A 12,411-nucleotide genomic window follows, 5' to 3' on the forward strand; every position below is an offset into this window, starting at 1 on the left:
CGACGCCCCCAGGTCCTCGCCCGACGGAGGTCGAGATGAGTGCAGTTGTCGTCGACGGGCTACGCAAGACCTACGGGGACGTCGTCGCCGTCGACCGGATCGACCTGGAGATCGCCGAGGGCGAGGTCCTCGCGCTGCTCGGCCCCAACGGCGCCGGCAAGACCACGACCGTGGAGATCCTCGAGGGCTACCGGCGCCCGGACGCCGGGACCGTGCGGGTGCTCGGCATGGACCCACGCACCGGTGGTCGCGCGCTGCGGGAGCGGATCGGCGTGGTGCTCCAGGAGGCCGGCTTCGAGGAGCAGTTCACGCCGCGCGAGCTGGTGCGCCTGCACGCGGGCTGGTACCCGAGGCCGAGAGCCGTCGAGGAGGTGCTCGCGATGGTCGGCCTCGAGGAGAAGGCCGACGCGCGCGTGCGCACCCTGTCCGGCGGGCAGCGGCGCCGCCTCGACCTGGCGCTCGGCATCGTCGGGTCGCCGGAGATGCTCTTCCTGGACGAGCCGACCACGGGCTTCGACCCGTCGGCCCGGCGCCGCGCATGGGAGCTCGTGGACCGGCTGCGGGACACCGGGGCGACGATCCTGCTCACCACGCACTACCTGGACGAGGCCGAGCACCTCGCGGACCGGCTGGTGGTCGTCGACCACGGTCGGGTGGTGGCCGAGGGCACCGCCGCCCAGCTCGCCGCGACGGCCGGGCTCGGTGCGGTCATCTCGTTCCGGCTGCCGGAGGACGTGCCGGTCGCCGACCTGCCGACCCTGGGTGAGCACGTCGAGCTGACCGGCGCCGTGGTCGAGGTCCGGACCGCCGATCCCACGGCGGACGTGCACGCGGTGTCCGGGTGGGCCGTGCAGCGCGGGATCGAGCTGGCCGACCTCACGCTGACCAGGCCGAGCCTCGAACAGGTCTACCTGGACCTCGTCGACGAGGCCGACCAGCCCGGTGACGCGGACCTCGCCGGAGCCGACGTCGCCGAGGACGAGCCGTGACGACGGCCGCGGTGCCGGCGCGGACCCCGACCACCGGGCACCGGCCGGGGGGTGCGTCGTTGCTCGGCCGCCAGGTCGCGCACGAGCTCACCGCGCTGCGGCGGTCGCCGATCACGCTCATCCTCAGCGTCGGCTTCCCGCTGCTGTTCTTCGTGCTGCTGGCCTCGATGGTCGGCAACGAGACGCTCGACGCGCGCAACGGGGTCCGCCTCGCACAGTTCCTCGCCCCAGGGCTCGCCTCGTTCGGCGTCGTGATGGCGACGTTCTCGTTCCTGGCGGTCGGGTTCGCCGAGGCGCGCGCGTCCGGTGCGCTCAAGCGGCAGGCCGCCACGCCGCTGCCCGGCTGGGTCGCGATCGGTGGACGGATCGGTGCCGCGATGGTGCTCGGCCTGATCGCGACGACGCTGGTGCTCGGGGTCGGGGCCGCCGGGTACGGCGTGCAGCTGTTCTGGCGGACGATCCCCGCGGTGCTCGTGACCCTGGTGCTCGGCTCGCTGTGCTTCGCCGCCCTCGGCCTGGCCCTCGCGGCCCTGCTCGGCTCGCCGCAGACGACCGTCGCGGTCGCGAACGGGCTGGTCATCCCGCTGTCCTTCATCTCCGACGTGTTCATGATCGGGACGACCCTGCCGGAGTGGATGGACAAGCTGGGCTGGTTCTTCCCGCTCAAGCACATGGCTGTGCTGTTCGCGGACGCGCTGGACCCGTACGGCTCGGGTTCGGGGTTCCAGCTCGACCACCTGCTCGCGCTCGCCGCCTGGGGGCTGGCCGGTGCCGCGGTCGCGACCTGGGCGCTGCGGCGGGACACCGACACCGTGCGGGTCTCCGCCACCGGGCGTCGCCACCCGCGCGACCTGGTGGCCCGGACCGGGCGGCCGTCCGCGCTCGCCCTCCTGCTCGGTGAGCTCGGGCACACCACCACGATGTTGCGCCGTGACGCGTCCTCGGTCTTCTTCGCGGTGATCTTCCCGGTGCTGCTCGCCCTCGTGATCCCGGCCGCGAACGGCGGCGGGTCGGCGACCATGGACGACGGGCGGACCCTCGGCAGCCTGTTCGCCGCGACCATGGCCGCCTACGGCGCCGCCGTGACGGCGTACGTCAACGTGCCCACCGACCTGGTCGAGGGCCGTGAGCGCGGCGTGCTCAAACGCCTGCACGGCACGCCGCTGCCGTCCTGGGCGCTGCTCGCCGGTCGGGTGGCCGGGGCCGTGGTGGTCGCGCTGCTCACCTTCGTCGCGGTGTTCGTGGTGGCCGGGGTCGCGTTCGGTGTGGGTGTGCCGCCCGCGTGGCTCACGTCCCTCGGGGTGCTCGCTCTGGGGTCCGCGTGCCTCGCGGTGCTGGGCGTCGCTGTGACGTCGTTCGCGCGGACCGCGCAGGCCGGGGTCGGCCTCACGCTCGGGACCCTGCTCCCGCTGGCCTTCATCTCCGACATCTTCGTGATCGGGGTGACGTTCCCGCCCGTGCTCGACGCGATCGCCGGGTTCTTCCCGCTGCGCCCCTTCGTCCGGGCCGTCGTGGGGGCGACCAGTGACACCGGCGACGTGAACGTCGCGAACCTCCTTGCGCTGCTCGCCTGGCTCGTGGCCGGCCTCGTGGTGGTCCGGCTGCGCTTCTCCTGGGAGCCGCGCGGCGCGATCGGCGGCCGGTCCGCCGCCCCGCGCGGGCGTCGCGCGCCTGCGGCATCATGACCGGGTGAGCACGACCTCCGAGCCCGACGGCGTCAACCGCGGGGAGGTGCGCACCGCGCGGCTGTTCGTCGCGGTGCAGTTCGTGCTCATCGGGCTGGTCGTGCTGCTGCCGGGCTCCGGCGCCTGGCCCGTGCCCGCGTGGCTGCGCGGGCTGTCCGTCGCCGGGATGGTCACCGGTGTCGCGATCATGCTGCTCGGCGGGACCGCGCTCGGACGAGGCCTCACGGCGGTGCCGCTGCCGAACCGGCACGCGGCGCTGCGCACCGGGGGGCTCTACCGGATCGTCCGGCACCCGATCTACACCGGCCTGCTGCTCACGGTCGGCGCCTACGCGGTGGCCCGCGGAGCGTGGTGGCCGGCACTGGCGTTCGTGGCGCTCGTCGTGCTCATCACCGTCAAGGCGCGCTGGGAGGAGGAGCGCCTCGCCAGGCGCTTCGCCGGTTACCCCGCCTACGCCGCGCGTACCCCCCGGTTCGTGCCGGGCCTGCGCCCGCGGCGCTGACGAGCGGACGCCCCGAGCCTCTGGCGGTGCCGGGAGTGGTCCGCCGGCCCGTCGCTCAGTCCTCGACCGGCTCGGCAGCCGCCTCGGCGGGAACCTCGGCCCGGTCCAGCCACTGCGCGAGCTCGACCGCGGGCAGCGGTCGGGACATCCAGTACCCCTGGGCGGTGTCGCAGCCGAGCCGGAACAGCTCGTCGTAGGCGCGGCCGTCCTCCACGCCCTCCGCGACCATGTGCAGCCCGAGGCTGTGCGCGAGCGTCACGGTCGAGCCGACCAACGCCGCGGCGCGAGGGTCGTCGGACATCGGGAACACGAAGGACCGGTCGAGCTTCAGCTCGTCGATCGGCAGGTCGCGCAGGTAGGACAGCGACGAGTAGCCGGTCCCGAAGTCGTCCACCGAGATCCGCACCCCGTGGTCGCGCAGTGCGGTGAGTACCGTCCGGGCCCGTGCCCGGTCGGTCATCAGGAACTCCTCGGTGATCTCCAGGCCGAGTGCGTGCGGGGGCAGTGCGCGCTCGGCCAGCATCGCCGCGATCTCGCCGGGCAGCTCGGAGTCCGTGAGGCTGCTGGCCGACAGGTTCACCGCGACCGACAGCGTGCGGCCCTCGGCCCGCCAGTCCACCGCCTGGTCCAGCGCGATCCCGAGCACGACGCGCGTCATCGCCCGCATCAGGCCGGCCTCCTCGACCCGCGGCAGGAACGCGTCCGGGTAGAGCAGGCCGTGCTCGGGGTGCTGCCAGCGCACCAGGGCCTCGACACCGGAGACCTGGCCGGTGACCAGGTCGATCTTCGGCTGGTAGTGCAGCACGAGCTGGTCGTCCTCGAGCGCCGCGCGGAACTCCTCGGACAGCCGGAGGCGGTCGACGCCACGGTTCTCCCCGGCGTGCGCGACCCGGTCGCCGGCACCCTTCGCCCGGTACATCGCGATGTCGGCCTTGCGCAGCAGGGTCGACAGGTCCGCCCCGTCGTCGGGGTAGAGGGCCACGCCGATGCTCACCGCGGAGTGCACGGTCATCTCGTCCAGCACGAACGGATCCTCGAGCGCCGCGACGAGGGCGGCCGCGACCCGGGCCGCCTCCTCCCGTCCCGCGTCCTCGAGCAGCGCCGCGAACTCGTCCCCGCCCAGGCGTGCGAGCAGGTCGCCGCTGCGCAGCCGGTCGCGCAGCCGACCTGCCACCTCGGCCAGCAAGGTGTCGCCCGCGTGGTGGCCGAGCGAGTCGTTGACCTCCTTGAAGCGGTCCAGGTCGAGCAGCAGGAGCGCGTGCCGCTCGCCGTCTGCCAACCGGAGCGGAGCGAGGCGCTGCAGGGCACGACGGTTCGGCAGCCCGGTGAGCTCGTCGGTGGTCGCCTGCCCGGTGACGCGGTGCAGCATCACGATCATCCGGGCCGACACCAGCGCGACGAGGCCCATGTACATCGCCACCGCGACCGGCAGCGGGAAGGTCTGCCCGAGGAGTGCCTGGCTCGCGATCGTGCCCGGGCCCAGCACGAGCGCCCCGGTGAGGGCGACGACCTGGATCCAGTGCGGCCGCTCCCGGCGGGGCGGGGTCGGCTCGGTGAGTCCGCGCATGTCCGGGTGCAGTGCGATCGTGCCGGCCAGCACCAAGGACACGATCCAGTGCGCCCCGGTCGTCGTCGGCCGGTTGTCGAGCGCGGCGAGGCCGGTCGCGTGCGCGACGCTCTGCAGGGTGATGATGCTCCCGATCAGGATCGTCACGCCTCGGGCTGCGACGCGTCCACGCCCCGCGGTGTAGCTGAGCCGGTAGAACACCCCGAACAGCAGCGCGAAGCCGAACGGCCGGAGCGCGTCGAACCAGCGGTCCGCGCCGGCCTCGGCCCGCCACGCCGGCAGCGCGACGAAGATCCACATCATCATCGACGCGGCGAGCGTGACGATCGCGGCGTCGAGCGTCGGCAGCACGTGGTCGGGCGTGTGCCGCTGGGAGAAGCCGAGCAGACCGGCGCAGAGCAGCGCGATCGCGGTGAGGTCGAGCACGCCCGACGCCCAGGTGGCGGCCGCCGCGTCGGCCGGCAGCAGCGCCCGCGCGCCGCCGCTCAGCACCCAGCACAGCAGGCCGCCCGCGAGCGAGTGCCAGACCCACGGCGAGACCGGCCGGTGCAGCAGCGGGCCGGCCACGAGCGCGCCCACGCTGAGCAGGCCGCCGGTCAGCCACGCGACGTCGGCGACGACCGTCCCGGGGAGCGCGACGGCGACCGCGGTCAGCGCAACGCCGATCGCGAGGAACCCGGCCCACGACCAGCGAACGATCACGGCTGCTCATCGACCGCCGGACGGGGCCGGTAAATGATCGAGGACGTGACTCGTGCCACGGTTCGAGGGCCGGACGCACGGCGCACCGCCCTGCGGCCGGCGGGGCGCGGCGCTAGCCTCCGGACGGACCGTTCGGCACGAGGAGGACCCCGATGACCGAGGAGACCACCGCCGCCCCCGCGGCCCCGGCCGTCTCGCCCCCGCGCGCCCGGGTCGTGGTGGCCAGCACTGCGGGGATCTTCGTCGAGTCGCTCGACTGGTCGATCTACGGGCTGGCCGCGCCGTACTTCGCCGAGCAGATCTTCCCCGGCGACGACCAGACGGCCTCCCGGCTCGGCGCCTACGCGGTGTTCGCGGCGGGGTTCGTCGCGCGGCCGTTCGGCAGCTTCCTGATGGGTCGGATCACCGACGTGCGCGGGCGGCGGGCCGGGCTCACCGCGAGCGTCGCGCTCATCGCGCTCGGCTCGCTGATCATCGCGATCGCCCCGACGTACACCGCGGCCGGTCTCGCCGCAGCCGGGGTCGTGCTGCTCGCGCGGCTCCTCCAGGGCATCGCGATGGGCGGTGAGGTCGCCACCGCGGCGACCTACGTCGTCGAGGTCGCGCCGGCCGAACGCCGGCACCGCTACGGCGCGTTCGCGTACTCGGGCGACGCGTTCGGCACCCTGGCCGGCACGGTGGTGCTCGCGGTGCTGCTCGGGGCGCTCGGCACGGCGGGCGTCGAGTCCGGAGGGTGGCGGCTCGCGTTCGCGTTCGCCGGGCTGTGCGGCGCGCTCGCGTTCTGGATCCGGCGCGGCGTGCCCGAGTCGGGCGTGTTCACCTCGGCGCGCGAGGCCGGGTACCTGCCGGCGTGGCCGCAGGTGGTCGCCCACCTCCCGCGGATGCTGCTCGCCTTCGGGCTCACCATCGGCTCGACCATGGGCGTGTACTTCGGCTCGATCTACCTGCCGAGCTTCGCCGCGCACTCCGGGCGGATCACCGAGGAGGCTGCGACCGCGCAGCACACCGTGGCGCTGCTGGCCCTGGTCATCTCGATGATCGTGTCCGGCTTCCTGTCCGACCGGTTCGGCCCGCTCGCCCTGATCCGGGTCGGGTTCACCGGTGCCGCGCTGCTCGTCCTGCCGCTCATGCTCGGGTTCCTCGCGGGCCACGTGCCGTACGTCGTGGCGGCGGCGACGTTCACGACCTTCGTCGGGCTGCAGCTCGGCGTGACCCCGGTGGCCGGTGCCCGGTTGTTCCCGGTGCCGATCCGGGCCGTGGCGCTCGGCATCCCGGCGGCGCTCGCGATCGCGCTCTTCGGCGGGACGTTCCTGTTCGTCGCCGAGTGGCTGATCGACGCCGACCACCTGTCCCTCGTCCCGGTGTACGCGGCGATCGGCCTGACCGTCTCCGCGGTCGGCTCGTGGCTGGTGCGCTACTCGTTGCTGTACCCGGCCGACACCCTGGCCGGGACCCATGCCGGCACCGACGGCGATGCCACCGCCCGGACCGGAGCGATCGACGCCACGGGAGGCGCAGCATGACCGTCACGCCCGCCCTGCTCGCCGAGGCCGCCGGCCTCGCCCCCGACCTGGTGCAGCTGCGCCGCCGACTGCACACCGTGCCCGAGGTCGGCCTGCACCTGCCGCTCACCCAGGCCGCGGTGCTCGAGGCGCTGGACGGCCTGGACCTCGAGGTCAGCACGGGGTCGGCGCTGAGCTCGGTGGTCGCGGTGCTGCGGGGCGCGAGGCCCGGGCCCGTGGTGCTGCTGCGGGCCGACATGGACGCGCTCCCGGTCACCGAGGACTCGGCCGAGCCGGTGCGCAGCGCGCACGAGGGTGCGATGCACGCGTGCGGGCACGACCTGCACACCGCCGGGCTGGTCGGAGCCGCCAGGCTGCTGCACGCCCATCGCGACGAGCTCGCCGGTTCCGTGGTCCTGATGTTCCAGCCCGGCGAGGAGGGCGATGCCGGTGCGCGCCTGATGATCGACGAGGGCGTGCTGGACGCGGCGGGCGAGCGGGTGGTCGCCGCCTACGCGCTGCACGTGACGTCGGCGCTGCTGCCCGCGGGCCTGGTCGCCAGCCGGCCCGGCACCATGCTCGCGGCCGCCGACACGATGACCGTCACGGTGCGCGGGCGGGGCGGGCACGGCTCGATGCCGCACCTGGCCGCCGACCCGGTGACCGGGGCCGCGGAGATCGTGCTCGCCGTGCAGGCCGCCGTGACGCGCCAGTTCGACGCGCTGGACCCGGTGGTCGTCTCGGTCGGCCGGATCTCGGCCGGCACCACGGACAACGTCATCCCGGAGACCGCCGAGCTCGCCGCGACCGTCCGGACGTTCTCCGAGGAGACCCACGCGGTGGTCGCGGGACGGCTCACCCGGGTGGTCGAGAAGATCGCCGAGGCGCACGGGCTGACCGCCGAGGTGTCGTACCGGCCGGGCTACCCGGTGACCGTGAACACCCCGGGCGAGGTGGGGCGCGTCGCGCGCGTGTCGACCGCGCTGGTCGGTGCGCAGGGGTTCTGGGAGGCGCCCCGGCCGATCCCCGGATCGGAGGACTTCTCCTACGTGCTCGCCGAGGTCCCCGGCGCGTATCTCGGGCTCGGTGCGACGCCCGCGGACCGGGACCCGGCGACGGCCGCGTACAACCACGCACCGCAGGCCACGTTCGACGAGCGCGTGCTGCCGCAGGCCGCCGCGCTGCTCGCCGGGCTGGCGATGGACCGGCTCGCCGAGGGCTGAGACCGGCGCGTCGCGTTCACCCGGCACCCCTTGTCGCGTTCACCCGGACGGGTGAATGCTGGCTCGGCCCGAACAACGGGCGACCAGAGTCAAGGGGGATCCATGACGATCACTGCTCGACGCACCAGGGTGCTCGGCCTCCTCGCGGCCGGCGCACTCGTCCTCACCGCCGCCGCACCGGCCACCGCCGGCGGCCGCGGCCACACCCACGACCAGTCCTTCGAGCTCACCGTGATGGGGACCACGGACCTGCACGGCAACGCCGTGAACTGGGACTACTTCAAGAACGCGGAGTACGACGACAGCGCTCACAACGACGTGGGCCTGGCGAAGATCTCGACCCTCGTCAACCAGGTCCGGGCCGACAAGGGCGACGCGAACACCCTCCTCATCGACGCGGGCGACACCATCCAGGGCACCCCGCTCGACTACTACTACGCCAAGATCGACCCGATCACGAACGGCACCGAGCACCCGATGGCGGCCGCGATGAACGCGATCGGGTACGACGCCGCCGCGCTCGGCAACCACGAGTTCAACTACGGCCTGGACGTGCTGCGCACGTTCGAGGGCCAGCTCGACTTCCCGCTGCTCGGCGCGAACGCGGTCAGCGACCGCACCGGACGGCCGGCGTTCCAGCCGTACGTCATCGAGCGGGTCCGCACGTCGAACGGGGTGCCGATCAAGGTCGGCATCCTCGGGCTCACCAACCCGGGCATCGCCATCTGGGACAAGGCGAACGTCGACGGCGTGCTGAGCTTCCCGGGCCTGGTCGAGCAGGCGAAGGTCTGGGTGCCGAAGATGCGGCGGGCCGGTGCGGACGTCGTGATCGTGGCCGCGCACTCCGGGGCGGACACCTCGTCGTCGTACGGCGACGCCCTGCCGTTCCCCGAGAACGCCGCGACGCTGGTCGCCGAGCAGGTGCCCGGGATCGACGCGATCCTCGTCGGGCACGCCCACCAGGAGATCCCCGAGCGGATCGTGGTGAACCAGCAGACCGGCAAGGAGGTCGTGCTGTCCGAGCCGCTGAAGTGGGGCGAGCGGCTCAGCGTGTTCGACATCGACCTCACGCTGCACCGCGGCCACTGGACGGTCGACGACGTCAGCTCGCAGGTGCTCAACGCGAACACCGTCCCGGAGGACCCGGCCATCGTGAGCCTGCTCGCCGACGACCACCAGGCCGTCGTGGACTACGTGAACTCGGTGATCGGGACCTCGACGGAGGAGCTGTCCGCAGCGACCGCCCGGTACGAGGACGCCGCAGCCCTGGACTTCATCAACTACGTCCAGGCGTCGTCGGTCAAGGCGAACCTCACGGGCTCCGACGCGGACCTGCCGGTGCTCTCGATCGCGGCGCCGTTCAACCGGGCGGCGTCGATCCCGGCCGGTGACGTCTCGGTCCGGGACATCGCCGGGCTGTACATCTACGACAACACGCTGCTGGGCATCCGGTTCACCGGTGCCGAGGTCAAGGCGTACCTGGAGAAGTCCGCGCAGTACTTCCAGGCAGTCCCCGGGCCGGGTACGTACGCGGCCGACGACGTCACCAACGCCGTCACCGCGACCGCGCCGAGCGGCACGCCGGACTACAACTACGACGTCATGTTCGGTCTCGACGCGCCGCTGACCTACGACATCGACCTGTCCCAGCCGGTCGGGTCGCGGATCACGGACCTGGCGTACGGCGGCACGCCGGTGGCCGACGGCGACGAGTTCGTCGTGGCGATCAACAACTACCGGCAGTCCGGCGGCGGCGGCTTCCCGGGGGTGACCACGGCGCCGATCGTGGACAACCGCCTGGTGGAGATCCGGCAGCTGCTGATCGACTGGGTGACCGCGCAGGGCACGATCGACCCCACGCTGTTCTCGTCGACGAACCCGGACTGGCAGCTCACCTACGCAGGGTCGCCGCTGACGATCACGCCGTGAGCCGACGGGCGGGCGTGCGCCGGACCGGTGCACGCCCGCCCCGCCCGGCTCGGCGGGTCACGTGACGGCCGCGCGGCTCCGCGGGTCGCGGTCGTCGAGCCAGCGCTCGAGGGCGTCGGAGGGCACGGGGCGGGACAGGTAGAAGCCCTGTGCCTCGTCGCAACCCATCTCGGTGAGGTCGGCGAGCGCGCGGGAGTCCTCGACCCCTTCGGCGACCATCCGCAGCCGGAGGGAGTGCGCGAGCGCGACGGTCGAGGAGACCAGCGCCGCGGCGCGCTCGTCGTCGGCCATCGGCCGGACGAACGACCGGTCCAGCTTGAGCTCGTCGATCGGCAGGTCCCGCAGGTAGGCCAGGGACGAGTAGCCGGTGCCGAAGTCGTCGACGGCGATCCGGACGCCGCTCTCGCGCAGCGTGGCGAGGACCGAACGCGCCCGCGCCCGGTCGGCCATCAGGAACTCCTCGGTGATCTCGAGCTGGAGCGCCGACGCCGGTAGGTCGCGCGCGCCGAGGAGCGTGGACACCTCGGTCGGCAGGTCGGCGTCGACGAGGGTGGACGGCGAGAGGTTCACGGCGACCGTGAGGTCGCGGCCGGCCGCCCGCCACCTGGCCGCCTGGTCCAGGGCCTGGGTGAGCACGACGCGGGTCATGGCGTGCATCAGCCCGGCCGACTCGACCACCGGGAGGAACGCGTCCGGGTACAGCAGGCCGCGAGCCGGGTGGTTCCACCGGACGAGGGCCTCGACCCCGGTCGCGTGCCCGGACCCGAGGTCGACCTTCGGCTGGTAGTGCAGCACCAGCTGGTGCTCGGCGAGGGCCAGGCGCAGGTCGGTGACCAGCGACTCCTGCCCGCCCGCCTCGTCACCGGCGAGCGCGATCGGCCCGCGGGTCTTGGCCCGGTACATCGCCAGGTCGGCCCGGCGCAGCAGCGTCGAGAGGTCGTCCCCGTGCACCGGGTACAGCGCGATGCCGATGCTCACGGCCGTGCGCACGGCGAGGTCGTCGAGCTCGATCGGCGCCTCGAGGGCGGTGACCAGGTCTCGCGCGACGTGCTGGGCCTCGCGCACGCCCGCACGGTCGAGCAGGACCGCGAACTCGTCGCCGCCCAACCGGGCGAGCACGTCGTCCGAGCGGAGCCGGGCACGTAGCCGCGTCGTGACCTCGATGAGCAGGGCGTCGCCTGCGTGGTGGCCGAGGGTGTCGTTGACCTCCTTGAACCGGTCGAGGTCGAGCAGGAGCAGCGCGTGCGGGTCGCCGTTGGGGGTGAGCAGGGCCTCGGCCGCGGCGTGCAGCGCGCGACGGTTCGGCAGGCCGGTCAGCTCGTCCGTGGTCGCCTGGCCGTCGATCCGCCGGATCATCACGTACAGCCGCACGGTGAGCAGGCCGATCAGCGCGTAGCTGGAGACCGCGACGGGCACCACCGCGACCGGCCGACCGAGCACGACCTGCGCGAGCATGATCGCCGGGCCGACGGTCAGCGCGGCGAAGAGGTAGAGCAACGCACCGACGTGGGTGGTCCTCCGGCGCGGGTCGGTGGGCTCGGAGAAGCGTCGCATGTGGGGGTGCAGGGCGAGCACACCGGCGATCGGGTAGCCGACCAGCCACCGCGGGTCGAGCGCGACCGGGTGGGCCGCAGGAGCCGGACCGGTGAGGGCCGCGTCCAGGATGTCCCAGCCGATGCCGAAGCCGACGACGACCGCGACGCCGATCGTGACGCGCCGCCCGACCCCGGGTGACTGGGCGAGATGGACGAGTGCGCCGAACAGGAGGATGTTGGCGACCGGCCAGGCGAGGTCGATCACGGTCGTGACGTCGTGGCGCTCGGCCGCGAGCCAGGCCGGCCGGAGGATCGCGATCCACGTCACCATCCCGAGGCCGGTCATCAGGATCGCGGTGTCGACCAGGCCGATCGCGTCGGGCCGGGTGGTGCGGGCCCGCGCGAAGCGCAGCAGGGCGACCATGACCAGCGGGTAGGTGGCCAGGTAGAGCAGGTCGGACACCGGGTGTGCGGCCGCGCCGAGCGCACCCGGGAGCCACGCGTGCCCGGCGTCGCCCAGCACCCAGCTCGCCACCCCGGCCGCGAGCAGCCACCACGCGAGTGCGGCCTTCGGGCGGTTCACGCGGATGCCGACCACCATCGCGGCCGGGCCGGACAGCGCGACGACGACGTGCAGCACGTCGCGCGGGGTGCCGGCAGGCATGAGCACGTCGGTCAGCACGAGCGTGATCGCGCCGGCCAGGTACCAGGCCCAAGCCCGTTGCACCGCGCTGCCCTCCACGTGGGGTGGATTGGCCCCGTCGTCCGATCGGCCGC

Annotated in this window: 8 protein-coding genes; 6 read left to right on the top strand and 2 right to left on the bottom strand. The window is 73.6% G+C overall.

Annotated features, from left to right (window positions below; translation table 11 throughout):
- The first annotated feature begins 35 nt into the window (after positions 1 to 35).
- The 3 genes from OEB99_RS02090 to OEB99_RS02100 are packed head-to-tail and all read left to right on the top strand — an operon-like array spanning position 36 to position 3,176.
- Complete coding sequence (locus OEB99_RS02090; protein WP_263508003.1) at positions 36 to 989, top strand: ABC transporter ATP-binding protein; 954 nt, start codon at positions 36 to 38, stop codon at positions 987 to 989.
- The gene (locus OEB99_RS02095; protein WP_263508004.1) at positions 986 to 2,674 is read left to right on the top strand and encodes an ABC transporter permease; all 1,689 of its coding nucleotides are present in this window, start codon (positions 986 to 988) and stop codon (positions 2,672 to 2,674) included. The genes OEB99_RS02090 and OEB99_RS02095 overlap by 4 nt, the downstream gene beginning before the upstream one ends.
- A 4-nt stretch (positions 2,675 to 2,678) precedes the next feature.
- Positions 2,679 to 3,176, top strand: a complete 498-nt coding sequence (locus OEB99_RS02100) for a methyltransferase family protein (protein ID WP_263508006.1) — start codon at positions 2,679 to 2,681, stop codon at positions 3,174 to 3,176.
- Between the two features lie 55 nt (positions 3,177 to 3,231).
- On the opposite strand, the gene OEB99_RS02105 is transcribed toward OEB99_RS02100, so the two are convergent.
- Positions 3,232 to 5,445 carry a putative bifunctional diguanylate cyclase/phosphodiesterase gene (locus OEB99_RS02105; protein WP_263508008.1) on the bottom strand — a complete coding sequence of 738 codons (2,214 nt, stop codon included), beginning with the start codon at positions 5,443 to 5,445 and terminating at the stop codon, positions 3,232 to 3,234.
- Between the two features lie 152 nt (positions 5,446 to 5,597).
- Between OEB99_RS02105 and OEB99_RS02110 the strand changes: the two genes are divergently transcribed.
- The 3 genes from OEB99_RS02110 (at position 5,598) to OEB99_RS02120 (ending at position 10,099) form a co-directional block, all read left to right on the top strand.
- Positions 5,598 to 6,968 carry an MFS transporter gene (locus OEB99_RS02110; protein WP_263508009.1) on the top strand — a complete coding sequence of 457 codons (1,371 nt, stop codon included), beginning with the start codon at positions 5,598 to 5,600 and terminating at the stop codon, positions 6,966 to 6,968.
- Positions 6,965 to 8,170 (top strand): M20 metallopeptidase family protein, encoded by a 1,206-nt coding sequence (locus tag OEB99_RS02115; protein WP_263508010.1) that lies wholly within the window; start codon positions 6,965 to 6,967, stop codon positions 8,168 to 8,170. The genes OEB99_RS02110 and OEB99_RS02115 overlap by 4 nt, the downstream gene beginning before the upstream one ends.
- A 102-nt stretch (positions 8,171 to 8,272) precedes the next feature.
- Positions 8,273 to 10,099: a bifunctional metallophosphatase/5'-nucleotidase gene (locus OEB99_RS02120; RefSeq protein ID WP_263508011.1), complete on the top strand. Its 1,827-nt coding sequence runs from the start codon at positions 8,273 to 8,275 to the stop codon at positions 10,097 to 10,099.
- Positions 10,100 to 10,156: 57 nt separating this feature from the next.
- Here the strand turns inward: OEB99_RS02120 and OEB99_RS02125 are convergent, their stop codons facing one another.
- The gene (locus OEB99_RS02125) at positions 10,157 to 12,361 is read right to left on the bottom strand and encodes a putative bifunctional diguanylate cyclase/phosphodiesterase (protein WP_263508012.1); all 2,205 of its coding nucleotides are present in this window, start codon (positions 12,359 to 12,361) and stop codon (positions 10,157 to 10,159) included.
- Positions 12,362 to 12,411 lie beyond the last annotated feature (50 nt).

The organism is Actinotalea endophytica, assembly GCF_025717005.1.
Taxonomy (GTDB): Bacteria; Actinomycetota; Actinomycetes; order Actinomycetales; family Cellulomonadaceae; genus Actinotalea.

What these genes read in the sequence shown, in the direction of transcription:
- OEB99_RS02090 (WP_263508003.1), top strand. Translation starts at nt 36, where the DNA reads ATGAGTGCAGTTGTCGTCGACGGGCTACGCAAGACCTACGGGGACGTC.
- OEB99_RS02110 (WP_263508009.1), top strand. Translation starts at nt 5,598, where the DNA reads ATGACCGAGGAGACCACCGCCGCCCCCGCGGCCCCGGCCGTCTCGCCC.
- OEB99_RS02115 (WP_263508010.1), top strand. Translation starts at nt 6,965, where the DNA reads ATGACCGTCACGCCCGCCCTGCTCGCCGAGGCCGCCGGCCTCGCCCCC.
- OEB99_RS02120 (WP_263508011.1), top strand. Translation starts at nt 8,273, where the DNA reads ATGACGATCACTGCTCGACGCACCAGGGTGCTCGGCCTCCTCGCGGCC.